We start from the raw sequence: 23481 nt of genomic DNA, 5'->3' as shown, positions 1-23481 counted from the left end.
GAGAAGAACATGGCGGGTTTGCCGAGCACGGCGCGCGTGGTGATCATCGGAGGCGGCGCCGTCGGCACCTCCGCGCTCTATCATCTCGCCAAGGCGGGCTGGACCGACTGCGTATTGCTTGAAAAGAACGAGCTGACCTCCGGCTCGACCTGGCATGCCGCCGGCAATGTGCCGACCTTCTCCTCGTCCTGGTCGCTGATGAACATGCAGCGCTACTCGACCGAGCTTTATCGCGGGCTGGCCGACGCGGTCGACTATCCCATGAACTATCACGTCACCGGCTCGCTGCGCCTTGCTCATACGAAAGAGCGCATGCAGGAATTTCAGCGCGCCAAGGGCATGGGCCGCTACCAGGGCATGGACATCGACATTGTCGGCGTCGACGAAATCCAGCGCCGCTATCCTTTCATCGAGACGCATGATCTGAAAGGCGCGCTCTACGACCCGAGTGACGGCGACATCGACCCGGCACAGCTCACCCAGGCGCTGGCCAAGGGCGCGCGCGACATGGGCGCGAAGATCATCCGCTTCTGCCCGGTCACAGGCGTGCGCCGTGAGAATGACGAGTGGGTGGTCGAGACGGCACAAGGCGAGATCCGCTGCGAGATCGTCGTCAATGCCGCCGGCTACCGCGCCGCCGAAGTCGGCCGGATGTTCGGCCGCGACGTGCCGATGATGGTGATGAGCCACCAGTACATCCTGTTCGAGGAGATCCCCGAACTGGCGGCATGGTCGAAAGAACAGGGCAAAAAGCTGCCGCTGCTGCGCGACGTCGATACCTCCTACTATCTGCGCCAGGAAAAGAACGGCATGAATCTCGGCCCCTATGAGCGCAATTGCCGTGCGCACTGGGCGACCCACAACGACCCGATGCCGGAGGATTTTTCCTTCCAGCTGTTCCCCGACGATCTCGACCGGCTGGAACATTATCTGGCCGACGCCGTCGCTCGCGTGCCGATCCTTGGCACCGCCGGCCTGTCCAAGGTCATCAATGGGCCCATCCCCTACACGCCGGACGGCAATCCGCTGATCGGGCCGATGCCCGGCGTTCCCAATGCCTTCGAGGCCTGCGTCTTCACCTTCGGCATCGCCCAGGGCGGCGGCGCCGGCAAGGTGCTGGCCGAATGGGTGACCGAGGGCCAGACCGAATGGGACATGTGGTCCTGCGACCCGCGCCGCTTCACGTCCTTTGCCTCGGCGCCGGACTATTGCGTCGCCAAGGGCATGGAGATCTACGGCAACGAATACGCCATCCAGTTTCCGCGCCATGCCTGGCCTGAGGGCCGCGACCGCAAGCTGTCGCCGATCCACGATCGCATCAAGGCGCTCGGTGGCCGCTTCGACGCCTATAATGGCTGGGAGCGCGCCACCTGGTACGCGCAGGACGGCGACGACATCTCCGAGGAAGCCACGCTGACCTTCCGCCGCGACGGGCCATGGCAACACCGCGTGCGCGAGGAATGCCTGGCCGTGCGCGACGCCGCCGGCATTTTGGACCTGCCGGGCTTCTCCCGCTTCAACCTGGAAGGCCCGGGTGCCGCCGAATGGCTGAGCCTGCAGGTCACCGGGTTGGTGCCGAAGCCCGGCCGCATCGGCCTCGTCTATTTCGCCGACGACAAGGGCCGCATCGTGACTGAAATGTCCGTCGTGCGCCACGACGAGAACGTGATGACGCTGATCACCGCGGCGGTCGCGCAATGGCATGATTTCGAGTGGTTGAAGTCGCGCATGCCCAAGGACGCGCCGTTCAGGCTGATCGACCGGACCGAGGAATTCTCGACCCAGATCCTGGCCGGCCCCAACTCGCGAAAAATCCTCGCCGATGTCTGCGAAGCCGACCTCACTTTGCCATGGCTGACGCATCAGGAGACAAAGATCGCCGGTCGCTGGGCGAAACTTGTGCGCGTCTCCTTCGCCGGCGAACTCGGCTGGGAAATCCACACCAGGGTCGACGACACCGCAGCCATTTTCGACGCCGTCTGTGCTTCAGGACAACAGCACGGACTGAAGCCGTTCGGCATGTATGCGCTGGATTCGCTGCGGCTCGAAAAAGGCTACCGCACCTGGAAAGGCGATCTGTCGACCGACTATTCGATCCTGCAGGGCGGGCTCGAGCGCTTCGTCAAATGGGACAAGCCCGACTTCCGCGGCAAGGCGGCGTTGCTGAATGAAAAACAGCAAGGCGTGAAAAAGCGCTTCGTCACGCTGGTGGTGGAAAACCCCGGCGATTGCGACGCTCCGTCAGTTTCTACACTCTGGCATGACGGCAAGATCGTCGGCGAAACGACGTCCGGCGGCTGGGGTCATCGCATCGACAAATCGATCGCGCTCGGCATGCTGCGCGCCGACCTGGCCGAGCCGGGCACCGCCATCGAGGTCGAGATCTTCGGCGAGCGTTTTCAGGCGATCGTGCAGAAAGACGAGCCGCTGTGGGATCCGAAGAACGACAGGCTGCGCGCATGAAGAAGGTCATCCTCACCGATGGCGGCATGGGCCAGGAACTGGTCCGCCGCAGCCAATCCGAGCCGACGCCGCTATGGTCGGCCCGGGTGCTGATCGATGAGCCGGATCTGGTACGCGACCTACACGCGGAATTCATCCGTGCCGGCGCCCGTGTCATTACGATCAACACCTATTCGGCAACACCCGAACGCCTGGCGCGCGAGGGCGCGGAAGACCTCTTCAAGCCGTTGCAGAAGCGCGGCATCGAATTGGCCAGGCAAGCTTGCGAGCAGGCCGGTGAGGCAACCATCGCCGGCTGCCTGTCGCCGCTGTTCGGCAGCTACGCGCCGGCACTGACCATCTCATATCAGGATACGCTCGACATCTATCGCCGCATCGTTGCCGAGCAGGCGGATGGTGTCGACCTGTTCCTGTGCGAAACCATGGCATCCACCGAGGAGGCGCGCGCTGCTGTCACCGCGGCGTCGGAAAGCGGCAAGCCGGTTTGGGTGTCGTGGACGCTGGCCGATCATGGCAAGCCGCGGCTGCGCAGTGGCGAGACAATAGCCGCCGCGGCAAGCGCGCTCGACGGCTTGGCCGTCGCGGCGCGGCTGCTCAACTGCTGCCGGCCGGAAGCGATCGCCGCGGCCTTGCCTGAACTGATCGAACTCGGCGGCCCTGTCGGCGCCTACGCCAATGGCTTCACCTCCACCGAAGCCCTCAAGCATGGCGGCACCGTCGATGTGCTGCATGCCCGTCACGACCTTGGTCCGGACGCCTATGCCGACCAGGCGATCGGCTGGGTCGAGGCCGGCGCTGACATTGTCGGCGGCTGCTGTGAAGTCGGACCGCCGCATATCGCTGCTCTGCGCGACCGGCTCGAACAGGCCGGCTACGAAATTTCGGGAGTTTTGCATGCCTAGACCATCATCGCGCATTTCCGGCATCGTGCCCTCCGGCAAGGACGGCTGGGAAGTCCATTCGGCCGCCTGGGCCCGCAAAGCGGCCGGCGAAGACATCATCATGCTGTCGGTCGGCGATCACGACTTCGACACACCTTCGCAAACGATCGAAGCGTGCGTGACCGCGGTTCGCGGCAGCAATCACCACTACACGCCGCTTTCCGGCCTGCCGCGCCTGCGCAAGGCGATGGCGGCAGCCTCGAGCGCCTGCACCGGCGTCGAGACGACGCCGGATCAAGTCATCGCCACGCCGGGTGGCCAGGCCGCACTCTACGCGGCCGTGCAGGCCGTGCTCGACCAGGGCGACCACGCCATCGTGGTGGCGCCCTATTACGCCACCTATCCCAACACGTTCAGCGCCGCCGGCGCCAGTTTCACCGTGGTCGAGACACCCGCCGAGGACGGCTTCCAGCCGCGTGCCGAGATGATCCGCGCAGCACTCCGGCCCAACACGCGCGCCATTCTCATCAACACGCCGAACAACCCCACCGGTGCGGTCTATTCGCGCGAACGGCTGGAACAGCTGGCCGAAATCTGCCGCGAGCATGACCTCTGGCTGCTGTCGGACGAAGTCTATTGGACGCTGGGCGGCGGCGAGCATGTCTCGCCGCGCTCGCTGCCCGGCATGGCCGAACGAACGCTGGTCATCAATTCGATGTCCAAGAGCCACGGCATGACCGGCTGGCGCATGGGCTGGCTGACAGGCCCGGAGGCGATGATCACACTGCTCACCAATCTCAATCTGGTGACGACTTACGGCCTGCCGGCCTTCACCTCGATCGCCTGCGCCGAGGCGCTGGAGAACCGCTATGGCGTCAGGGAGATCGCCGAGCGCTATGCGGCGCGCCGCACCGTCCTGCTCGACGCCGTGCGTGGGATGAACAATGTCAACGTGCGCGGTTCCGAGGGCGGCATGTTTGTCATGCTCGACATACGTGCGTTCGAACCCGACGACGAGAAATTCGCCTGGGCTCTGCTCGACAAGGAGAATGTCGCCGTGATGCCCGGCTCCAGCTTCGGCGAAGCCGCAGCCGGCCATATTCGCATCAGCCTCTGCCAGCCCGAACCCGTGCTGCAGGAAGCAGCGCTCCGGCTGCGCCGCTTTGCCTCCAGCTACCGTCGCGAGGCCGCATGACGGGCAAGGCAGTTCCCGCCAAAGCCAGAGCCGTCATCATCGGCGGCGGCGTCTCCGGCTGTTCGGTCGCCTATCACCTTGCCAAGCTCGGCTGGACCGACATCGTGCTCCTGGAACGCAAGCAACTGACGTCGGGCACGACATGGCATGCTGCCGGCCTGATCGGCCAGTTGCGCGGTTCGCAGAACATGACGCGGCTAGCGAAATATTCCGCCGACCTTTACGTCGAGCTGGAAGCCGAGACCGACGTCGGCACCGGCATGCGCCAGGTTGGCTCGATCACCGTGGCGCTGACCGAGGAGCGCAAGCACGAGATTTATCGACAAGCCTCTCTCGCCCGCGCCTTCGATGTCGATGTCCGCGAGATTTCGCCCAACGAAGTCAAGGAGATGTACCCTCATCTCAATGTCTCCGATGTCGTCGGCGCCGTGCATCTGCCGCTCGACGGCCAGTGCGACCCCGCCAACATCGCCATGGCGCTGGCCAAGGGCGCGCGCCAGCGCGGCGCCACAATCGTCGAGAATGTGAAGGTCACCAAGATCCACACCAGGGCTGGTCGCGTCACCGGCGTGTCCTGGGCACAGGGCGAAGACCAAGGCACCATCGAAGCCGAAATTGTCGTCAACTGCGCCGGCATGTGGGCGCGCGAGCTTGGCGCGCAGAACGGCGTCACCATCCCGCTGCATGCCTGCGAGCATTTTTATCTCGTCACAGAGCCGATCCCCGGCCTCGGCCGGCTGCCGGTCCTGCGCGTGCCCGACGAATGCGCCTACTACAAGGAGGACGCTGGCAAGATGATGCTGGGCGCCTTCGAGCCGGTGGCAAAGCCCTGGGGCATGGACGGCATCCCAGAGGATTTCTGCTTCGACCAACTGCCCGAGGATATGGACCATTTCGAGCCGATCCTCGAAATGGGCGTCAACCGCATGCCGATGCTGGCGACCGCCGGCATCCACACCTTCTTCAACGGGCCCGAGAGTTTCACGCCGGACGACCGCTATTATCTTGGCGAGGCACCAGAATTGTCCGGCTACTGGATGGCGACCGGCTATAATTCGATCGGCATCGTCTCCTCCGGCGGCGCCGGCATGGCGCTGGCGCAGTGGATCAACGATGGCGAAGCGCCTTTCGACCTTTGGGAAGTCGATATCCGCCGCGCCCAGCCGTTCCAGAAGAACCGCCGGTATCTCAAGGAGCGGGTCTCCGAAACGCTCGGCTTGCTCTATGCCGACCATTTCCCTTATCGCCAGATGGCGACATCGAGGAATGTCCGCCGCTCGCCCCTGCATGAGCATCTGAAGGCGCGCGGCGCTGTCTTCGGCGAAGTCGCCGGCTGGGAGCGCGCAAACTGGTTCGCTCGCGAGGGCCAGGAGCGCGAATACCGCTATTCCTGGAAGCGGCAGAACTGGTTCGACAACCAGCGCGAAGAACATCTCGCGGTCAGAAACAAGGTCGGCCTGTTCGACATGACCTCCTTCGGCAAGATCCGCGTCGAGGGCCGCGACGCCTGTGCCTTCCTGCAAAAACTATGCGCCAACGACATGGACGTCGCGCCGGGCAAGATCGTCTATACCCAGATGCTCAACCAGCGCGGCGGCATCGAGAGCGACCTCACCGTCTCGCGCCTGTCGGAGACGGCATTCTTTCTGGTCGTTCCCGGCGCCACGCTGCAGCGCGATCTCGCCTGGCTGAGAAAACACCTCACCGACGAATTCGTCGTCATCACCGATGTGACGGCCGCCGAAAGCGTGCTCTGCCTGATGGGGCCGGACTCGCGAAAGCTGATCCAGAAGGTGAGCCCGAACGATTTCTCCAACGAAGCCAATCCGTTCGGTACGTTCCAGGAGATCGAGGTCGGCATGGGCCTGGCCCGCGCTCACCGCGTCACCTATGTCGGCGAGCTCGGCTGGGAACTCTATGTCTCGACCGACCAGGCAGCCCATATCTTCGAAGCGATCGAAGACGCAGGGGCCGATGTCGGGCTGAAACTCTGCGGCCTGCACACGCTGGATTCCTGCCGCATCGAAAAGGCTTTTCGGCATTTCGGCCATGACATCACCGATGAGGACGACGTGCTGGAAGCCGGCCTCGGCTTTGCGGTTAGAACGGCCAAGGGCGACTTCATTGGCCGTGATGCAGTATTGAAGAAGAAGGAAGCCGGCCTGTCACGCCGGCTGGTCCAGTTTCGCCTGAAGGACCCGCAACCCCTGCTCTTCCACAATGAAGCGATCCTGCGCGACGGCAAGATCGTCGGTCCGATCACATCAGGCAATTACGGCCATCACCTCGGCGGCGCCGTCGGGCTGGGCTATATCAAGTGCCAGGGCGAGAGCGAGGCGGATGTGCTGGGCTCATCCTACGAGATCGAGATCGCCGGCGAGCGTTTTGCGGCGGAAGCGTCGCTGAAGCCGATGTATGATCCGAAATCCGAGCGGGTGAGGATATAGCACCTCTTACCCTCCCCCTTGTGGGGAGGGTCGGCTCGCGGTCGGAGCGGAGCGGAGATTGCGGGACGGGGTAGGGGATAGCGCCCTACGAGGACCCCACCCCGCTTCGCAAAAGCCGCTTTGCGGCATTTGCTGCGCGACCCTCCCCACAAGGGGGAGGGTGAAAAACTCAAAACCGCTCCAGCTTCGCCCGCACCTTCGCCAGAAACGCTGCGCGCGTCCGTGGCGTCGAGGAATCCATCAGATAGTGCGCCAGGAAGAATGTCCGGCAACGCGTGGCGCACAGCGCCCGCATGCCGCGCAAAAGGGTCTTGCGTCCGGGCTGGCCGACGACGACGCTCCACCAGGTCGGCGCGCCGCAAGTGGTGATGACGCCGACCTTGGTCACGTGCGTCATCAGCGACTTGATGCGTCCCTTGCCAGCAGGCAGCTTGAAGGCGACATCCGTCGCCCACACCCGGTCGAGCCAGCCCTTCAGCATCGCCGGCAGCCCATACCACCAGGTCGGATAGACGAACAGGATCGCTTCGGCCCAGTTGAGCAGTTCGAAATGCGGCCTCAGCGCCGGGTCCTGCGGCGCCTGGTCGTTGTAGGAGCGCCGCTCGTCGCAGGTCATCACCGGGTCGAATTTCTCGGCATAGAGGTCGAGCAGCCGCACCTCCCAGCCCCTCGCCTTCAGCACGTCCACGGCGGTATCGCGGATTGCGGCGCAAAAACTCTCCGGCACCGGATGGCAGTAGACCAACAGCGCGCGCATCAGAAGGCGTCCATGCTGGCTGCGACTCTTGCCGCGAAGGCCTTGCGCGTGCCGTCTGTAGACAGGTTCATTGCATAGTGAGCGAGATAGCTCACCGGCGCGCCCGGTTTTACGGTGGCGCGCAGCATACGCTTGATCAATTTGCGGGGCGGATCGCCCATCAGCATGGCGCGGAACCGGCTGCCGCCATAGGTGGTCACCGCTGCAACCTTACGGATATTGTGCAGCGACGGCTGCACCTTGCCGTTGACCAGCTTGAACGACACGCCCGGCAGGAAGACGCGATCGAAGAAGCCTTTCAGGATCGCCGGAAAGCCGTAGTTCCAGACCGGATAGGAAAGCACCAGCGCATCCGCCCGCAGCAGGCGTTCGACATAGGAAGCCACCGCATCGGAGGAGCCGCGCTGGTTGTGATAGTCCAGCCTTTCCCGGCGCGTCAGCCGAGGATCGAAATCCTCGGCATAGAGGTCACAGTCATCGACGGTATGGCCCGCTGCCGTCAACCGCTCCACGATCATCCGGTGCAGGCCGGCATTGAAGCTGGTCTCGACCGGATGGGCGTAGAGGACGAGGATGTTCACAGGGGAATATCCCCCAGGTCAGCGCGAGGCACCCCCCTCTGCCCTGCCGGGCATCTCCCCCGCAAGGGGGGAGATCGGACCGCCGCATCGCTTTCGCCAACTTTCAACGCCGCAGAATGGTCGCGACCGAGAGGCTGCCAATCTCCCCCCTTGCGGGGGAGATGTCCGGCAGGACAGAAGGGGGTGCTCAAGCGCGAACCTCTCATCCCATCCTCTGCAGCCCCTTGAACAGGAATGTCCGACCCGATCGGTAGTCGTAGTCCGGATTCTCCCAGGCGATCATCTTGCCGGGGTTGAGCAACCCTTGCGGATCAGTCTCCCGCTTGAAGGCAAGCTGCACCGCGTCCGTCTGCTTCATGCCGCCCTCTTCCAACGTGTAGCGATGCGGGTTGAAGATCGGGCAGCCGTTCTCCTCATGCAGGCGCACGATCTCGTCGAGCCGCGCTTCGGTGGTGAATTTGACCAATGGCAAGCCGAAGCAGGTGATGTTGCCGTCCAGCCGCACGAATTCCAGATGCGAAAAAACCTCGCCCGGAAACATCGCGTCCATCTTTTCGACCAGCGCCAGCTGGTGGGGAAAGGGATAAAGCGATTGCAGATAGGTGATCGAAGGGTCGACGCGCAGCGCCCTGAGCGTCGTGTGGTTCCAGGCCAGCTCATAGGCCGGCGGCAAGCCCTTTTTCTCCTCCGGCGTCACGGTGGCGGCGTTAAAGATCACTTCGCCGCCGGCGCGCCGGGTGAAGGCCAGGAAGGCATCGAGCCCGTGCCGCGCCACCATGACCACGCAAATGCTCTGCCCTTCCCGAAGGAATTTCTGGTGGCGCTTGAAATAGAGCTGCGGCACGGGTGCCGCTATCGGCGTGATCAGCTTGGTCAGGATGCCGTCCTGGCAGGCCAGCGCGTTGCCGTAGCGGGCCGCATCCATGAAAGCGTCGAAGCCAACGATGACGTCGACCCAATCGTAAGCGGCGGTCAGCGGCATCTCGACTTCGGTGATGATGCCGTTGGTGCCATAGGCATGGGTCACCTTGTGCAGGTCCTCGCCGGTGAGTTCGAGCACTTTCGGCTCCGCTTCCATCGTCACCACGCGCAGCCGCAGCACATTGCCGAAATCGCGCAGGCCACCAAAATTGATCGAACCGACGCCACCCGAACCGCCGGCGATGAAGCCGCCGATCGAGGCTGTGTTATAGGTGGACGGCGACAGCCGAAGCTCCTGGCCGGAATGCGCCCGCGTTGCCTTGTCGATGTCGGCCAGAATGGCTCCCGGTCCGGTCACCACGCGACCCGGCGCGATCGACTTGATTTCATTCATTTCGGCAAGGTTGAGCACGACGCCGCCGGAGAGCGGCATCGCCTGCCCGTAATTGCCGGTGCCGCTGCCGCGCGGCGTTACCGGCACGCCATGGCGATGGCAGGTCGCAAGCACGCGGATCAGTTCGGCCTCGGTCTTCGGCGTCACGATCAAATCGCCGGTGACATGATCGAGCTGCTGCCTCAGCACCGGGCTATACCAATAGAAATCGCGGCTCTTCTGCTGGACGATGGCCGGATTGTCGTCGACCTTCAGGCCTTCGAGATCGCGTTTGAGCGCCGAAACGTCCATCATTCCACCATCAGTTCGTCGAGTTCGGCATAGTCGGGCAATTGCCGGTCGATCGCCCTGCCGCCGCGCACGACAACGCGATCCGATTCGGGCCGCGACAGCAATTCCGTCCAGCTTCGACCTTTGAACACGATGAAATCGGCATCGCCACCAGCGGCGAGCGTACCGAAGCCGTCGAGCCGCATCACTTTGGCCGGCGTCGCGGTGATTGCTTGCGGCCAGTCGGCGACCGGATGATCGAAATGCAGGATGCGCGTCGCCATGCGGTAGACCTCCAGCATGTCGAGATCGCCATAGGCATAGAACGGGTCGCGCGTATTGTCGGATGCGACCGCCACCGGAATGCCCCTCGCCTTCATCTCATGCAGCAGCGTCACGCCACGCCAGCGCGGCGTGGTGCCGTTGCCGCGCCGGTCCTGCAGATAGAGATTGCACATCGGCAGCGACACGACGGCCAGCCCCGCCTTCGCCACCTTGTCCAGCGTGTCCAGCACATCGAGGTCCGGCTGGCGCGCCAGCGAACAGCAATGGCCGATGAGGATCTTGCTCTCGAAGCCGTTCCAAAGGGCGGCTTCCGCGATCTTCTTCAGCGATATGGCGGCAACATCGTCGGTCTCGTCGGCATGGAAATCGAGATCGAGGCCATGCTTGATCGCCTGCGCGAAGACATGGTCAAGCAGCTCTTCGAGGTCCGGCACCATATAGGTGACGACCCCGAGCACGCCCTTCGCGGCGGCGACCCGCTTGGCCAGCCTGTCGAACCACTTCTTGTCGCGCACGCCCTCGATGCCGATCAGGCACGCGCCCTGCAACTCGATACGGCCGCGCCATGCCTCGCGCATCGTCTCGAACACCGGCCAGGAGATCTCCTCCTGCGGTGCGACGCTATCGAGATGCGTGCGCAGCGCCCTTGTGCCATGCGCATAGGCCGAGCGCAGCGAAAAATCCATGCGCCGCGCCACGTCCTCTGCGCTCCAGCGAGCGGCACGGTCGGTGCCGGTGGCGTTCAGCGCACCCATGAAGGTGCCGTCGGGATTGGGCATTCGCGGCCAGATATGGCCCTTGTCGATATGCGTGTGGCAGTCGATGAAGCACGGCAGCACTATGCGGCCGGCAAGGTCGACGGCATCGGCACGTGCCTTCAATTTGCCATGCGCTGCAATGCAGGCGACTTTGCCGTCGGCAACGGTAATGTCAGCCAGGGCGAAACCATCATCATCGTAAGTTGCAGTAAGGCCCGACGTCAGTGATTGATGAACACGGACGTTGGCGAGCTGATAAGAGCCGGAGGCTGGTATCAAGGCCTGCCCCCCTCTGTCTTGAGGGGGAGATGTCCGGCAGGACAGAGGGGGGTATTTCGCGCCAACATTATAGTCATCCTAGCGCTCCTGCTTCAGTGCGCTTTCGTGCCAGCGCCGCAAAATGAGATGCGAAATCAGCGACAGCACTAGGAAGATCAGGATGCCGGTGAGCGAAATCAAAAACAGCGCCGCGAACAGCCGCGGCGCGTTGAGCCGATAGCCAGCCTCGATGATACGCGAGGCAAGCCCCGACGACTGGCCGGTGGTGCCGGCGACGAATTCGGCCACGACGGCGCCGATCAGCGACAGGCCGCCGGCGATCTTCAACCCGCCGAGAAAATAAGGCATCGCCGCCGGCAGCCTGAGATAGCGCAACTGCTGCCAGCGCGTCGCACCGTTGAGCTTGAACATGTCGCGCAGATTGCGGTCGACGGAGTTGAGGCCAAGCGTGGTGTTGGACAGTATGGGAAAGAAGGCGACGATCCAGGCGCACAGCAGAAGCTTGGTCGTCTGGTCGTTCACATAGATGTTGATCAGCGGAAAGATCGCCACGATCGGCGTCACCTGCAGCACGATCGCGAAGGGGAAGAACGACATCTCGACCCATTTCGATTGCGCGAACAGCACCGCTAGCCCGACCCCGCCGATGACGGCCAGAGCCAGGCTGAGGAAGGTGATGCGCAAGGTGACCAGCAGGGAGGAAAACAGCAGGCCGGCATCGTTGTAGAGCGTCCACAGAACCACGCCGGGGCGCGGCAGGATGTACTGCGGAATCTCGTTCCACACGCAGATGCGGTCCCACAGCCAGATCGCCAGGATCATGATCGCCAGCGGCAGCACCCAGCGGCCGATCCGCTCGAAGCGTTCCTGGCGCACCCGGCGCGCTTCCTCGGGGTCGAGTTCGAGCACCCGCTCGTCAATGGCCGTCATGGTGTGTGCCTGCTGTTGAGTTGATGGCCTTGACCAGCACATCGGAGGCCTGGCGGCACAGTGCCGCATAGTCGGGCGAGGTGCGAAACGCCTCGTCGCGAGGATAGGAAGCCTCGATAGCGAGCTCGTCGAACACCCTGCCCGGCCGCGCCGCCATGATGACGACGCGGTTGGAGAGAAAGACGCTTTCGAAGACGCTGTGGGTGACGAACACGACGGTGAAGCGTTCGTCTTGCCACAGCTCCAGCAGATCATTGTTGAGCTTGAAGCGGGTGATCTCGTCGAGTGCCGCGAACGGCTCGTCCATCAAAAGCACGCGCGGCTTGGTCACCATAGCCCGCGCAATCGAGACGCGCATCTTCATGCCGCCGGACAGTTCGCGCGGCACCGCGTCTTCGAAACCGGTCAGATGCACCCGCGCCAGCATTTCCGTTATCGCCGGTGTCGCCTTGGCGCGCGAAATGCCTTTCAGCCGAAGCGGCAGCCAGACATTGTCAAAGACATTTGCCCAGGGCAAAAGCGTCGGCTCCTGGAAGACGAAGCCGATGTTCGAGCGGTCAAGCGAGCCGCCGCCGCGCCAGTCGAGCACGCCGGAGGTCGGCGTCGACAGGCCGGCGATCAGCCGCAGCGCTGTCGACTTGCCGCAACCCGACGGTCCGAGCAGGCTGAGGAAATCGCCTTCCCGGATCGTCAGGTCGACATCGCTCAGCGCCGTCACACCGTTGGAAAAAACCTTGCCGACGCCACGCAGCGCCAGAAGCGTCGAGGACGTGCCCGACGCAGACGGCGCTGGCGCCACTTTTTCCTGCATCATGCCGGGACGGCCTACTTCTTCAGCTCGAGCCCGACGCCCTTGTTGACGAAGGTCAGCGTGTAGGCCTTCTTGATGTCGATGCCGGCTGGCGTGACCTTGGCCTTGACCATCTTGTCGTAGAAGCTCTGGACCCGCGCGTCGGTCATTGCGCCGATTCCGAGCTTTTCCGTGTCGCCGGAATCGGCCAGGCCGAACTTCTTCATCTGATCGATCGAGAACGCGATCTGCTCGTCGTTCATGTCGGGATTATCCTTCTTGATCAGGTCGTTGGCGGCCTTGTTGTCGCCGTAGAGATATTTGTACCAGCCCTTGGCCGAGCCATCGACGAAGCACTGGACCACCTCCGGCTTCTTGTCGATCGTGTCCTGCATCACCTCGATCGTCGTCGCGTAGGTGTCCCAGCCATAGTCGGCCAGCAGGAACTGGTTCGGCACGAAGCCGCCTTCCTTCTTTACCGCGAACGGCTCGGAGGTGACGTAGCCCTGCTGGATCGACTTCTTGTCGGCGAGGAAAGGAGCGGTGTTGTAGGTGTAGGGCGCGCGCTTGGAGGCGTCGAAACCGAGTTCGATGACCATCCATTGGAAGAAGGTCTGCACGCCCTCGTCGCCCAATATATATTGGTCGGCGTTCTTCAGGTCTTCCCACTTGTCGAGCCCTTCGCCGGGGTGGGACATGATGACCTGCGGATCCTTCTGGAAGTCCGCCGCCACCACGCGCATCGGAATACCTTGCTGGACGGCATCGAAAGCCGACAGGAGATTGCCGCCCATGTAGAAATCGATCTTGCCGGCAAGCAGCATCGGCCGACCGCTGACCTGCGGGCCGCCCTGCATGATGGTGACATCGAGGCCGCAGGCAGCGTAGGTGCCATCGGCCACGGACTGGTAATATCCGCCATGTTCCGGCTCGGCCAACCAGTTGGTGCCGAAGGTGACTTTCTCATTCGCAGCGGCACTCAGCGTGCCGGCTGCAAGCAGCGCCACCACCGCCGCCGAAATCTTCTGTTTTCCGTACATCGACACCACCCTCTGTTTGCACCGGCGCGCCACGCGCCAGGCTCGACACCAAAGATTCAAGAAGCAAGACATATGCCACCAGCGCCTTGCGCCGGGACCGCCCGCTTGCACCACAGCCATCTGCGAAAGCCGGACAAGGTCGTGCTGCACTAGAGGCATCGTGCCTATTTTTTGAACGCCTGTCCACAATCGCACCGGCAACATGCACCGCCATCTTGAAGGCGTGACGGGTCAGGCCTTAGGCTGGCGGCATCCAGGAGATTGCCATGTTCAAATTCCTCACCCCGAAGTCGATCAAGCCGCCCTTTGCCCGCTACAGCCATGGCGTCGAAGTGCCGGCCGGCAAGCGGCTGGTACTGTGCTCGGGCCAGGTTGCCATTACGGCGGACGACGAGATCCCGGAAGACGCGGGGGCACAAGCCGAGCTCTGTTTCCGCAACATCGCCGCGGTGCTCGGCGAGGCCGGGCTGGCCCTCGGGGATATCGTGCGCATCAACGCCTATGTTACCGACCGCGCGCATCTGCGGCCTTACATGGACGTCCGCGACCGCCTGTTCTCCAGCCCCGCCCCGGCATCGACGCTGATGATCGTCTCCGGATTCGCGCGGCCCGAATTCAAGGTCGAGGTCGAGGCGATCGCGGCTGGGTGATCGACAGGCCGCCCTTCCCGCGCTAGGTCTGGCTCGTTGATCGAAGAGGCATGACATGACGGTTGCGAAGAAACGCGTCTGGTGGGGCGATTACCGGACCACCGAATACGCCTCGATCGATCCGGAGGCTACGATCGCCGTGCTGCCGCTGGCGGCGATCGAGCAGCATGGGCCGCACCTGCCTGTTTCGACCGACACCTCGATCATGAATGGCATGCTGGACACGGTCATTTCGCGCCTGCCCGATGATCTCGACATCCGCATCCTGCCGGTCCAGGCAGTGGGCAAGTCGAACGAGCATTTGCACGCGCCGGGCACCCTCACCTTGCCGGCAACCACGCTGATCGAAGCTTGGACCGAGCTAGGCCTGTCGATCGCGCGCGCCGGCGTGCGAAAACTGGTCGTCGTCAATTCGCACGGTGGCAACGAGGAGATCATGGGCATCGTCACGCGCGAACTGCGCGTGCGCGAAAAGATGCTGGCGGTGAAGACCAGCTGGCAGCGTTTTGGCCGCCCGACCGGCATGTACACCGAGCTCGAGGACCGTCACGGCATCCATGGCGGCGATGTCGAGACCTCGCTGATGCTGCATTTCCGGCCGGACCTTGTCGACATGGGCAAGGCCGACAATTTCGTTTCTAACGTCGCCAAGGCCGAAAAGGAATTCTCGCTGCTGCGCCACACCGGCACCCACGCCTTTGCCTGGATCGCTAGCGATCTCAACCCGAATGGCGTGGTCGGCGACGCCAGCATCGCCACATCGGAAAAAGGCCGGCTGACGGCAGAATATCAGGCTGATGGTTTCATCAGCCTGCTGCGGGATGTGCGCAAGGCCAAGCTCGTCGACTGGCTGAAATAGCTAGCCGTCAATCTTGAGCGCGAAAGGCGTGCCTTCGAAAGCGTCGGCACCGCGCCCGATCGCCTCGATCGCCTCGACCATGCGGCCGTTGCGATCGAGCAGCGTGTCGGCCACCGCAATCAGTCGCGGATTGGGTGTCGCCGATGGTGACAGCGCTCGCAGCGTTTGAGCCAGTTCGGCCTCGTCGCGTTTCGGCGCCAGTGCTGCAGCGATGATATAGGCCGAGGCGGTCGAGCGGCTGATGCCGGCATAGCAATGCACGACCATCGGCCTTGCCCGGTCCCACCGGCGCGCGAAATCGAGCAGGTTGCGGACATGATCCTCGCCCGGCATGGTCATGCCGTCCTGCGCCACCGCAATGTCATGCATGACCAGGTGCAGATGGTTTTCACTCGCTATCGAGGCGGGACGTACCACCTCCGTTCCAGCGGCAAGCAGCGACAGCATGCGCTCGGCACCGGTCCTTGCCACCGTTTCCTCGATCTTTGCCAACGAGCAGACATAGATCATTGCTTCGAACCCTTTGATCGATCCTCGCGCCGCGCCGTCCATTCGGCAAGAGCGGATTCAAGCCGCTGCCATTCCTCCTCGCTCCCCGGCAGGCCGGCGCGCAGGACATGTGGCCGGTCGGCAAAATGCCGAAGCAGGATGCCGCGCTCGCCAAGGGCTGCAAACAGGCCATCGGCATCGGCCAGGCGGAGATAGCGAAACAAGGTCGTGCCGCCCGCGACGAGAATGCCGAAGCGGCTGAACAGCGTATCGAGCCGCGCCGATGCTTCCGCAAGGGATGCCCGCATCGCGTCCTGCCAGTCAATGTCGGCAAGCGCGCGGATGCCGTATTCAAGCGCCGGGCCGGCGACAGCCCATGGCCCGAATTGCGTTTCCAGCCGTTCGACCGTCGCTACATCGCACAGTGCGAACCCGAGCCGCAGCCCGGCAAGACCGAAGAACTTGCCGAACGAGCGCAGGACGACGATGCCGCCACTCTCGACATCGCCGGCAAGGCTATGTTCACGCGGGCCGACATCCATGAACGCCTCGTCGACGACCAGCAGCCCGCCCTTGGCGCGCAGTCGGGCGGCCAGCGCCAGCAAACGGTCCCGCTCGACGATGCGTCCATCCGGATTGTTCGGATTGACGACAATGGCAAGGTCGGCGTCTGCCAGCGCTTCGAAATCGTTGACCTCCAACACTCGGTGTCCGGCGATCGCCGCAGCGCGGGCATGTTCGGCATAGGTCGGCCCCAGCACCAAAGCCTTGCCGGGCGCGATCAGCGATGCAACGCGCGGCAATAGGATCTGCGTGCCCGGTGCCGCCGCGAGGTTGGCTGGCGACGGCGCGCCGTAGGTGCTGGCCGCGATCTCTAACAGGTCACGCGTGCGCGCGGCCTCCGGCAATCGCGACAGCGAGGTGGCGGGCAGGTCGAAAAGCGGGTAGGAGTGCGGATTGATACCGGTCGAGAGGTCGACGAAAGGCCGCGAAGCGTGAGGGAACAGCGCCCTCGCCCGGCCAAGACTTCCACCATGGTCCACCGCTCCTTCAAGAAGCTTCATGTCAGTTCTGATCGCTTTCCTGTCATTGGCCGTCGAATTCGCCCTCGGCTATCCCGACTGGCTGTTTCGCGCCATCGGCCATCCCGTGACATGGTTCGGCAGGCTGATATCCTTTCTCGACCGCAGGCTCAACCACGCTGCTGATCCCGACGCACTGCGTCGCAAGCGCGGTGTCCAGGCGCTGCTGGTCATCGTGCTCGTGCCGGCGCTGATCGGCCTCGGCATGCAGATCCTGCTCTGGTTCGTTCCCATGGGACTCATCATCACGGCCCTTCTGGCAACCTCGCTCCTGTCGCAGAAAAGCCTTTACGAACATGTCGAGGCGGTGGCGGACGCGCTCGACACTGGCGGCCTCGCTCTGGGCCGCGTGGCCGTCTCGCGCATCGTTGGCCGCGATCCCGAGACGCTGGACAGGGCCGGTATCAGCCGCGCGGCGATCGAGAGCCTGGCCGAGAATTTTTCCGATGGCATCGTCGCTCCCGCCTTCTGGACCGGTGTAGGCGGCCTCGCCGGCGGCGCCGCCTACAAGGCCGCCAATACCGCCGATTCGATGATCGGTCACCGTACCCCGCGCCATGAGGCGTTCGGCTGGGCGGCGGCACGCTTCGACGATTGGATCAATTTGCCGGCGTCACGGCTGACGGCGCTGCTGATCGTGCTGGCGGCTTTCCTGGTCAGGGACGCCGACCCGCGCAATGCCTGGCACGCGGTGTGGCGCGACGCGAAGAAGCACCGCTCGCCGAATGCCGGCTGGCCGGAAGCGGCGATGGCTGGCGCGCTCGGCCTGGCACTCGCCGGGCCGCGCAGCTACGGCGGCGTCCTGGTCGACGACGTCTTCATGGGCGGAGGCGGCCGCCGCGAAGCCGACAGCGCCGATATAAGGCAGGCGCTGAAACTCTATCGCGTCGCCGACTATCTGCTGATTGCGCTGTTTGGAGTGATTTCGATCATCGTCATTGTGGCGTGACCCATTTCACCCTCCCCCTTGTGAGGAGGGTAAGAGACGTTCAAAACTCGATGCCCTGCTGCGCCTTAACGCCCGCGGAAAAATGGTGCTTGGTCACGCCCATCTCGGTGACGAGGTCAGCAGCCTCGATCAGCGCCGGCTTGGCGTTGCGGCCGGTGACGACGACGTGCAGGCCCTCGCGCCGGGCTTTCAGCGCCGCAACCACCTTGTCGAGATCAAGATAGTCGTAGCGCAGCGCGATGTTCAACTCGTCGAGCACCAGCAGGCTGATCGACGGGTCGGCCATCAGCTCGAGCACCTTGGCCCACGCCGCTTCGGCCGCGGCGATGTCACGCTTCAGATCCTGCGTTTCCCAGGTGAACCCCTCGCCCATCGCGTGCCAGATGACGCGGTCGCCGAAGGCGGCGAAGGCGTCTTTCTCGCCGGTATGCCATTTGCCCTTGATGAACTGGACGACGCCGACGCGCTTGCCGTAGCCGAGCATCCGCAGCGCGAGACCGAAGGCGGCCGTCGTCTTACCCTTGCCCGGCCCGGTGTTGACGATCAGCAGCCCCTTCTCGACCGTCTTGCTCGCCACCTCGGCATCCTGCACCGCCTTGCGCTTGGCCATCTTGGCGCGGTGGCGTTCTTCGTCCTTATTGTCGACGTCGGTCATGTCATTTCACCTTCAGCGGAAGTCCCGCCACCATCAGCAGCACTGTGTCGGCGACGGCAGCGATCTGCTGGTTGAGCCGGCCGCCGGCATCCCGAAACCGGCGCGCCAGTGCGTTGTCAGGCACGATGCCTTGCCCGACTTCATTGGACACCACGAACCAGGGCCCGCGCGGCCGCGACAGCACCTCCGCCAGTCGCCGGCATTCCAGCTCGAGATCATGTTCGGCCAACATATGATTGGTCAGCCACAATGTCAGGCAGTCGACAAGCACCGGCTGGTTGTCGGGCAACGCCGCGAGCGCGCCGGCAAGATCGAGCGGTGCGTCGATGGTCGTCCAGCCTTCGCCGCGCCGCGACCGGTGCAAAGCGATGCGCTCACTCATCTCGTCATCATAGGCTTGCGCCGTGGCGATATAGGCCCATGGCGAGGGCAAGGCCGTCGCCAGGGTTTCGGCGTGGGGGGGGGGGGGGGGGGGGGGCGCGGGCGGGCGGCAGGGGGGGGGGGGGGGGGGGGTGGGGGCCCGGCGCCCCCCGCCCCCCCACCGCCGATGATGAAGGTCAGTGCCTTGCTGTCAGGCAAAGCTGTCGCGCAGGCTGGTCGCGGTGCCGGTGAAGCGGCTGCGGACCACGCCGACGACCGCGCCGAGCACCAGCCAGAACACCAGATTGGTCACTGTCACCGCCACCACGAACTGGTGGTGCAGGCCTTCGGGGATCGCCGTCTCGTAACTGCCGGGCTGCGGCGCGCCGACGATGTGCGGAGCGACGATCAAGGCCACAGCCAGGATCGCCAGCGGCAGCGACTTGCGGAAGGCGATCAGGCCGAGCCCGGCCGCGGTCATCGCTACGGTCGCCCACCACCAGATCTGGCGCTCGGTCAGATCGGCCGCTGGCATGGCCGGCAGTTCCGGCGGCAGGCCTAGGCCCGGCGCCAGCGTGAACACGGCAAAGCCGGCCAGCCCCCAGAAGACGCCCTGGCGCCAGCCACCGATGCCGCCGGCGAATTCGGAAACCGCGACCAGGATCAAGGCGAAGCCGATGCCGGTGACGATGTTGGCAAGCACGCTGAAGGCGAAACGTTCGAAACCGTCTGCCGGCGCCCAACCCTCGTCTTCGGCGGCCGGGGCGGCTTCCGCTGCCGGAGCGGCTGTGCTCATGGCATTGCTATCCGTTGGGGCCGGAACGGCATGGTCATGGTGATGCCCGCCGCCGGCCTGTTCGTAGACTTCCGCCTTCAGGATCAGCGGCACGGTGGCGTAGGCCTGCATGCAGGCGAGAACGACACCGGCCACGAGCCCTGCGATCGCCGCAATGAACACGACGTTGCGAAACAGGTTCATGATGTCAGATCCTCGTCAGTGGCAGGGAAACGCCATCGAGTGGCGATAGTCGTGAGCCGCATTGTGGACCGCATCGATATGCGAGAAGCCGACAAAGCCCATCACGAAAACGCCGAGCAGCGCAGCAAGCGCGAGCTGCATGAAGCGCGACTGCGAGGAGACGGAGGCGCCGAGGGAGACGGAAGCAGTAGTCATGTCTTGTCCTTTCGCCCTCCACCCGAGGGCATCGAAGTCAGTTTCCTGTCGCCGGCAGGTCTCCTGGCTCGCGGATCAGCGCCCTTCCCCACCTTCCCGAAGAAGAAATCTTCAGTGGCATATGGAGAGGACTACCGCACACAGTTGCGGGGGCAGCCACGGCATTGGGCGAAACTCGCCCTCACCGCATTCCCTCTTGGCTCCAAAATGGAACCGACGACATTGCCGACTATAGGCAGAATCGTCGCCTCCAGCAAACCAAATTCCGGCGGCAACCATCGCGAATGCGTCGTGCCAGTGAGGGCCTCCGCTGCCGCAGGCACCTTGGCATGCGGCACTTCCACCAAAGCCCTGAAGATCAAAGCGATTTCGGCAGATAGCGCCACGTCACGAAGCCGCAGACCGCAGCCAGCAGGCCCAGCGTGACGAACACCGAGCCTAGGCCGAAAAACGCCAGCACCACCGAATAGACCAGCGGCGGCGTCAGTTCGGAAAAGTCGAGATAGGTCCGGTAGACCGCCGCCATCTGCGATCTTTCATAGGAGCGCACCGAGCGCATGAAGGCGGTCGAGCCGAGTGCGTCGAGCGCGATGGTGAAGAAGGCGCCGCCAAGCAGGAAGGCGCCGGTGAGCAGCGGCACGGTCTCGCCGACGAAGCCTGCCGCCAGCAGCATGGCCGACATGGCGAAATAGGCAAATGTCATCGTCCTGCGGCCGCCAAAACGCTTTCCCGCCTTGCCCCAGAAGATGGCCATGAACAGCAGCGCGTTGCCGGCCGAAACCAGCAGCCCGCCGGCCAGCTTGCCTTCGCCGGTGATGACCATGAACAGCGGCCCATAGACGAAGAAAGTCGTCCAGAAGCAGGAGCGGCCGAAAGCGATCAGCCAGGCCAGTCTGAGCCTGGGCTGCGCGACGAAGCGGCCGATATTGGCGAGCGGATTGACCGGGCGCGTCTGGCCTGGGCGAATCGACGGGTTGTCGCCGAGCCGGTAAGTCCAGAACAGCGCCAGCAAGGCCAGGGCGAAGATCGCCACGGCGCCATGCGCGGCATAGATGCCGAAGTGCGTGTAGAGGAAGATGCCGAGCGTCGGCCCGCCGGTCCACGCCAACATCGACCACGCCATGCGCAGCGATTCGGCCTGCATGAAATCGGTCTTGCGGATATGGTCCATGATGTAGAGGTTGAGCGTGATCGACAGCGCGCTGGCGCCCATCACGCGGCACAGCATGCCGGCCAGTTGCCCGGCAAGCGTATGGGTGACGAAGAACAGCGAGCCGATGGCAAGCAGGCAGGCGCCAGCGGTGTAGACCCAGCGCCGGGCAAAGCGGCGGATCAGCATTGGCATGAAGAGCGTCACCGACAGGCCGAGCATCGCCACGACGGTGTAGAGGATCGAGACGATCTGCTCGTTGTGCAGGATCTCATAGGCCTGGATCGGGATGACGCTCGACACCGTGGCGCGGGCGAAGGATTCGACCGCATAGAGCGAGGCGAAGGTGCGCGCGTCCGCGGCCTTTAGGGCCGGAAGCCAGATCGGATGGCGCACATGGGTGGACATTGCTTCCCCAAAGCAGAATCTATCGGACCAAATCTGCCGTGGCGATGCCGGCGCCAATAAGAGGAAACCGACGCGTACCCGGCAAAAAACGAAGTCGGCCAAAGGCTTCCCGGCACTGGCCTAAAGCGGCGCCTGATCCGGCGTCCTCGGCAAAATTCCCGGCCTTCTTTTGTTCGGTGCAACCGTGATAGTCGTTTTGCGGGGCTGAATCAGAATGCGAGACCATGAGCATCCAAACGCCGACCGCACCCGTTCAGGATCGACCAAGGCGCATCGTCGCCATCGACATCGTGCGCGGCATCGCGCTGATCGCCATGGCGAGCTACCATTTCACCTGGGATCTGGAATTCTTCGGCTACACCGATCCCGGCCTGACCGCCTTCGGCTGGTGGAAGATCTACGCGCGCTGCATCGCCTCGACCTTCCTGTTCCTGGTCGGCGTCAGCCTGTACCTCGCCCATGGCAAGAAAATCCGCTGGAACGGCTTCTGGAAGCGTTTCGCCATGGTCGCGGGAGCCGCGATCGCGATTTCGATCGTCACCCGCATCGCCACCCCGGACGGCTTCATCTTCTTCGGCATATTGCACGAGATCGCGCTGGCCAGCCTGCTCGGCCTGCTGTTTCTTCGCCTGCCGGCTTTACTGACCATGGTGGTTGCCGCGCTGGTCATCGCGGCGCCGGTCTATTTGCGCTTCGAGGCCTTCGACCATCCATGGCTGTGGTGGGTCGGCCTGTCGGCGGTCAATCCGCGTTCCAACGACTACGTTCCACTGTTCCCATGGTTCGGCGCCGTGCTTCTGGGTATAGGCTCCACCAGGCTTGCCGCGGGCGCGGGTATCTTGACGTGGCTGGCGAACCTCAAGGCCGGGCGCTGGGCCAACCCGCTGGTCTTCATCGGCCGGCACAGCCTGGCCTTCTACCTGATCCACCAGCCATTGCTGATCGGCTGCGTTTGGCTGTTCTCGCAGATCATGCCGGCGCAGGTCGAAACCCCGCAGGTGAATTTCCTCAAAACCTGCCAGCTGTCCTGCGAGCAGTCGCGCGACACCGAGTTCTGTTCCAGCTACTGTGTCTGCATGCTCGATACGCTCGAGGGCGAGGCGACGCTTGATCGGCTCTACAACAACGATCAGACTGCGGAATGGAAATCACACTTGTCCGACCTTGCCGGCATGTGTACCGCCAACACCGACAGCAAGTTGATGGAGGAAGGGGTCAAATGACCGAGAACCAGCCGAAGCCGGGGCTCATCCCGTGGCCGCCGCTGATCTACACCGCCGCCATCGCCATCAGCATCGCGCTGGGCCTGCTCTATCCCCTGCCCTGGATCGGCGACCTCTTGGGCGATATTCTGTTCGCCGCCGGCTGGGTGGCGCTGTTCGGCGTCGCAGCACTCTGGTTCACCGCGATCCGCACCATGATCCGGGCCAAGACAACGCTCAACCCGAACGCGGTGCCTGACCACCTCGTCACGTCGGGTCCCTTCGGCATCACCCGCAATCCGATCTATCTGGCCAACACACTGCTGTTGATCGGCGTCGCCTTTGTCTCAGGGATAGTCTGGTTCCTGCCGATGGCGCTCATCGCGGCCTTCGCCACGCAGAAGATGGCGATCGAGAGCGAGGAAAAGGTTCTGGCGGCGAAGTTCGGCAAGAAATACCGCGACTACGCCAAACGCGTGCGGCGCTGGATTTGAGCAAGCCTCACCGCGGGC

Annotated in this window: 23 protein-coding genes and 1 riboswitch; of the genes, 9 read left to right on the top strand and 14 right to left on the bottom strand. The window is 63.8% G+C overall.

The annotated features are described in order from the left end of the window. Positions 1-9: 9 nt before the first annotated feature. From NKH57_RS07350 to NKH57_RS07335, 4 genes are read left to right on the top strand one after another with little or no spacing between them, the layout of a single operon-like run. The gene (locus tag NKH57_RS07350; RefSeq protein ID WP_352943027.1) at positions 10-2463 is read left to right on the top strand and encodes a GcvT family protein; all 2454 of its coding nucleotides are present in this window, start codon (positions 10-12) and stop codon (positions 2461-2463) included. Next, entirely contained in the window at positions 2460-3365 is a 906-nt protein-coding gene (locus NKH57_RS07345; RefSeq protein WP_352943024.1) for a homocysteine S-methyltransferase family protein, read from the top strand. Before NKH57_RS07350 ends, NKH57_RS07345 begins: the two co-directional genes overlap by 4 nt. After that, a complete protein-coding gene (locus tag NKH57_RS07340) occupies positions 3358-4539 on the top strand; it encodes a pyridoxal phosphate-dependent aminotransferase (protein ID WP_352943021.1) in 1182 nt (393 codons plus the stop codon). Before NKH57_RS07345 ends, NKH57_RS07340 begins: the two co-directional genes overlap by 8 nt. Beyond that, positions 4536-6986, top strand: coding sequence for a GcvT family protein (locus tag NKH57_RS07335; RefSeq protein ID WP_352943019.1), 2451 nt, complete (start codon positions 4536-4538; stop codon positions 6984-6986). The genes NKH57_RS07340 and NKH57_RS07335 overlap by 4 nt, the downstream gene beginning before the upstream one ends. 169 nt (positions 6987-7155) lie before the next feature. Here NKH57_RS07335 and NKH57_RS07330 read toward each other — a convergent pair whose 3' ends face one another. The 7 genes from NKH57_RS07330 to NKH57_RS07300 all read right to left on the bottom strand — a co-directional run bounded on the left by NKH57_RS07330 (position 7156) and on the right by NKH57_RS07300 (position 13991). Then, positions 7156-7743 (bottom strand): NAD(P)H-dependent oxidoreductase, encoded by a 588-nt coding sequence (locus NKH57_RS07330; protein ID WP_352828484.1) that lies wholly within the window; start codon positions 7741-7743, stop codon positions 7156-7158. Continuing rightward, the gene (locus NKH57_RS07325; protein ID WP_352602857.1) at positions 7743-8324 is read right to left on the bottom strand and encodes an NAD(P)H-dependent oxidoreductase; all 582 of its coding nucleotides are present in this window, start codon (positions 8322-8324) and stop codon (positions 7743-7745) included. The genes NKH57_RS07330 and NKH57_RS07325 overlap by 1 nt, the downstream gene beginning before the upstream one ends. 202 nt (positions 8325-8526) lie before the next feature. Continuing rightward, on the bottom strand, positions 8527-9930 hold the full coding sequence (locus NKH57_RS07320) for an FAD-binding oxidoreductase (RefSeq protein ID WP_352603074.1): 1404 nt from the start codon (positions 9928-9930) through the stop codon (positions 8527-8529). Beyond that, positions 9930-11231 carry a cytosine deaminase gene (locus NKH57_RS07315; RefSeq protein WP_352943015.1) on the bottom strand — a complete coding sequence of 434 codons (1302 nt, stop codon included), beginning with the start codon at positions 11229-11231 and terminating at the stop codon, positions 9930-9932. Before NKH57_RS07315 ends, NKH57_RS07320 begins: the two co-directional genes overlap by 1 nt. Positions 11232-11309: 78 nt before the next feature. After that, positions 11310-12161 (bottom strand): ABC transporter permease, encoded by an 852-nt coding sequence (locus tag NKH57_RS07310; protein WP_023757784.1) that lies wholly within the window; start codon positions 12159-12161, stop codon positions 11310-11312. Beyond that, positions 12148-12975 carry an ABC transporter ATP-binding protein gene (locus NKH57_RS07305; RefSeq protein ID WP_352943012.1) on the bottom strand — a complete coding sequence of 276 codons (828 nt, stop codon included), beginning with the start codon at positions 12973-12975 and terminating at the stop codon, positions 12148-12150. Before NKH57_RS07305 ends, NKH57_RS07310 begins: the two co-directional genes overlap by 14 nt. 11 nt (positions 12976-12986) lie before the next feature. After that, the gene (locus NKH57_RS07300; RefSeq protein WP_352602863.1) at positions 12987-13991 is read right to left on the bottom strand and encodes an ABC transporter substrate-binding protein; all 1005 of its coding nucleotides are present in this window, start codon (positions 13989-13991) and stop codon (positions 12987-12989) included. Between the two features lie 266 nt (positions 13992-14257). Between NKH57_RS07300 and NKH57_RS07295 the strand changes: the two genes are divergently transcribed. Both NKH57_RS07295 and NKH57_RS07290 read left to right on the top strand, forming a co-directional pair. Further along, positions 14258-14641, top strand: a complete 384-nt coding sequence (locus NKH57_RS07295; protein ID WP_023757787.1) for a RidA family protein — start codon at positions 14258-14260, stop codon at positions 14639-14641. A gap of 55 nt (positions 14642-14696) precedes the next feature. Beyond that, positions 14697-15500: a creatininase family protein gene (locus NKH57_RS07290; protein ID WP_352728444.1), complete on the top strand. Its 804-nt coding sequence runs from the start codon at positions 14697-14699 to the stop codon at positions 15498-15500. Here the strand turns inward: NKH57_RS07290 and NKH57_RS07285 are convergent, their stop codons facing one another. Beyond that, entirely contained in the window at positions 15501-16010 is a 510-nt protein-coding gene (locus NKH57_RS07285) for a tyrosine phosphatase family protein (protein WP_023757789.1), read from the bottom strand. It lies immediately after the preceding gene. After that, entirely contained in the window at positions 16007-17053 is a 1047-nt protein-coding gene (cobD, locus tag NKH57_RS07280) for a threonine-phosphate decarboxylase CobD (RefSeq protein ID WP_352943008.1), read from the bottom strand. The genes NKH57_RS07285 and cobD overlap by 4 nt, the downstream gene beginning before the upstream one ends. On the opposite strand from cobD, the gene cbiB reads away from it, so the two are divergent. Continuing rightward, positions 17052-18020, top strand: coding sequence for an adenosylcobinamide-phosphate synthase CbiB (cbiB, locus tag NKH57_RS07275; protein WP_352943005.1), 969 nt, complete (start codon positions 17052-17054; stop codon positions 18018-18020). The genes cobD and cbiB overlap by 2 nt on opposite strands. Before the next feature lie 40 nt (positions 18021-18060). Here cbiB and cobO read toward each other — a convergent pair whose 3' ends face one another. The 5 genes from cobO to NKH57_RS07250 form a co-directional block, all read right to left on the bottom strand. Next, positions 18061-18675 carry a cob(I)yrinic acid a,c-diamide adenosyltransferase gene (gene cobO, locus NKH57_RS07270; RefSeq protein WP_023757166.1) on the bottom strand — a complete coding sequence of 205 codons (615 nt, stop codon included), beginning with the start codon at positions 18673-18675 and terminating at the stop codon, positions 18061-18063. A gap of 1 nt (position 18676) precedes the next feature. Beyond that, positions 18677-19108, bottom strand: a complete 432-nt coding sequence (locus NKH57_RS07265) for a bifunctional adenosylcobinamide kinase/adenosylcobinamide-phosphate guanylyltransferase (RefSeq protein WP_502907267.1) — start codon at positions 19106-19108, stop codon at positions 18677-18679. Positions 19109-19246: 138 nt separating this feature from the next. Next, positions 19247-20014 carry a CbtA family protein gene (locus NKH57_RS07260; protein WP_352943001.1) on the bottom strand — a complete coding sequence of 256 codons (768 nt, stop codon included), beginning with the start codon at positions 20012-20014 and terminating at the stop codon, positions 19247-19249. 15 nt (positions 20015-20029) lie between these two features. After that, a complete protein-coding gene (locus tag NKH57_RS07255) occupies positions 20030-20209 on the bottom strand; it encodes a CbtB domain-containing protein (RefSeq protein WP_023757164.1) in 180 nt (59 codons plus the stop codon). A 36-nt stretch (positions 20210-20245) separates the two neighbouring features. Continuing rightward, a riboswitch (cobalamin riboswitch) is annotated at positions 20246-20442 on the bottom strand. A gap of 125 nt (positions 20443-20567) precedes the next feature. Continuing rightward, the gene (locus tag NKH57_RS07250; RefSeq protein WP_352942998.1) at positions 20568-21767 is read right to left on the bottom strand and encodes an MFS transporter; all 1200 of its coding nucleotides are present in this window, start codon (positions 21765-21767) and stop codon (positions 20568-20570) included. A gap of 224 nt (positions 21768-21991) precedes the next feature. On the opposite strand from NKH57_RS07250, the gene NKH57_RS07245 reads away from it, so the two are divergent. Both NKH57_RS07245 and NKH57_RS07240 read left to right on the top strand, forming a co-directional pair. Next, positions 21992-22990 carry a heparan-alpha-glucosaminide N-acetyltransferase gene (locus NKH57_RS07245; protein WP_352828517.1) on the top strand — a complete coding sequence of 333 codons (999 nt, stop codon included), beginning with the start codon at positions 21992-21994 and terminating at the stop codon, positions 22988-22990. Beyond that, positions 22987-23463, top strand: a complete 477-nt coding sequence (locus NKH57_RS07240) for a methyltransferase family protein (protein WP_352828518.1) — start codon at positions 22987-22989, stop codon at positions 23461-23463. The genes NKH57_RS07245 and NKH57_RS07240 overlap by 4 nt, the downstream gene beginning before the upstream one ends. Positions 23464-23481: the final 18 nt, after the last annotated feature.

The sequence above is a fragment of the Mesorhizobium sp. M1050 genome (assembly GCF_040318715.1).
In the GTDB taxonomy this organism is placed as follows: domain Bacteria; phylum Pseudomonadota; class Alphaproteobacteria; order Rhizobiales; family Rhizobiaceae; genus Mesorhizobium.
The sequence above is the reverse complement of the archived record's forward strand: the minus strand, read 5'-3'. Positions and strand labels throughout refer to the sequence as shown.